Source organism: Clostridium psychrophilum (assembly GCF_018861705.1).
Lineage (GTDB): Bacteria > Bacillota > Clostridia > Clostridiales > Clostridiaceae > Clostridium_AD > Clostridium_AD psychrophilum.
The window spans coordinates 1-1,923 of record NZ_JAHLEC010000221.1 but is presented as its reverse complement, the minus strand read 5'-3'; the positions used below and the strand labels follow the sequence as shown (position 1 = coordinate 1,923).

Below are 1,923 nucleotides of genomic sequence, written 5' to 3'. Positions count from 1 at the left end.
TTCTTCAGAATAGCCAATTTTACTCACCATGTTTTATTGCTCCTCTCGTAAAGCCTATACAGTATAGTATACTATATTTCTCTCTACGACAACTATCTTAACACATAGGGACACCAACCTGTTTTTACATTTACATTTGTAACTCTATTTTGTCCATACAAATCTGTATAGACTTCGTAGTGTCCTTGATTAGCATAAATAGAAGGGTTTTTATAATAAATGCTTTCTTTTGTACGTACATCTCCATTTGTTATTAATTGGTTCTCAAATTTTTCTTTAATTCCTGGTGCCCAACTTAATGGATTATTAAATTTTAGATCAGATGTATCGACCCAGGCATATTTATTTTCATATTTAATTTTGGACCATCCATATTTCTGAGCTTCAGCCCAGTTGCCCTGATCTATACCGCTAGGTACTCCACCATATACTTCTACATTTGTGCCAGCTTTAATTGTACCTAATGTTTTATACGATGTTCCTGGTAAAAATTTTACGACAAGTGATTTGGTTGCGTTAGCTAGATCTATTGCTTTATTGGAATTGGTACTTGTTTTTTTTGTTTCTTTAACACTAGTGTTATTTGACTTGTTTGATTTATTATATTGTAATAAAATGTATCTTTCAACACCATTATCATTTATCTTTTGTACTTTTGCATTAACCATCTCTACTGTATATCCCTGCAAATCATTTTTATACAATTCCTCTGCTTTTTCTATATTTAATGAATAATAATTATAATCATAGGAATTCTTAGTAGTAAATTCACTGTTATGGTAATTCTTAGCATACAAAATATACTTTTCATTTCCGATATTCTCTACTTTATAAACAACTGAATAATCTATAGGATTATCACCAGCGCCACGTTCAATATAATAATATCCATTTTTATATTCAATTGAATTAAAATTATCTACTTGAATTGTTTGATGATTAATTCTATTTATATTAAAATATTTTTTGACTGCCTCATCAACATACCACTTTTTTAGTTTGTCGTATGTATTTTCAGATTCAAAACGATTAGCTCCATGTAATGATATCCCGTTATAAAAATTTCTATAATTGTGCCAGAAACCAAACAATATTAAATTTTTATCAGATATTTCTCCCTCATTAAACGAGATATCAAACGGAACTTCAGCAAAATTACTCATAAAAATATTAAGCTCACGTTGTAATTTTTGATTTATACTTATCTCTTTAAATCTAACCTCACTGCTCTTAGGTTTAATAATAGTTAGTGCCTTATCCTTAGGTATTAGCTTTTTACTTTTAGTATTAGCTTCAACGGTTTGTCCATTATTTAAAAGTTTATTAGCCTCACTCAATTTTCTTTTATTATTGTAGTTGAAAAAAAGCATCGTACTAATAGTAACTAAACATATTACAAACACAAAAATAGTAATATTCCTTTTATTCATACTTTACTTGTGCCCCCCCCTTTTTAGAAGTTTCATCACTTCTTTTGTATACAGTCCACTCCTTTGTTTTTACTTGCATTATCCATACTTTTAATATTATAAGACCTAATACAATAAATAACAATAATTTATATACCTATGCTCTAACTTAATATGATATACATTTATAAAAGTATACCTAAATGGACAAATTAAATACTACGTATTCAATGGGTTTGTAATGTTTGTAAAGACCATCTAGTAAATATAAAAAATCACCTATAAATTAATATAGATGATTTTTATTCTATGATCTAGTATCTATTTTAAAGAAGTATAAGCATTTTTCCTTTTATTAAGAAAAAATATGCCCTCTGTGATAAATGCTAAAGATGATATAACAGTAAGCGTCAAATAGCCCACACCTTAACGTAAGGTATGAGCTATGATATTATTTCTTTAGCGGCTTTCTGCAGCTATTCGGTAAATCCTTGGACCATGGAAGAAGCACATC

At 28.6% G+C, this 1,923-nt stretch carries 1 protein-coding gene; it reads right to left on the bottom strand.

From position 1 onward, the window contains the following. Positions 1–92 precede the first annotated feature (92 nt). Positions 93–1,430, bottom strand: coding sequence for an SH3 domain-containing protein (locus KPL38_RS19075; RefSeq protein WP_216290715.1), 1,338 nt, complete (start codon positions 1,428–1,430; stop codon positions 93–95). Between the last annotated feature and the right edge of the window lie 493 nt (positions 1,431–1,923).

Bases quoted from the DNA above. Each gene is read 5' to 3' on its own strand.
- KPL38_RS19075 (WP_216290715.1), bottom strand. From the start codon at position 1,430: ATGAATAAAAGGAATATTACTATTTTTGTGTTTGTAATATGTTTAGTT.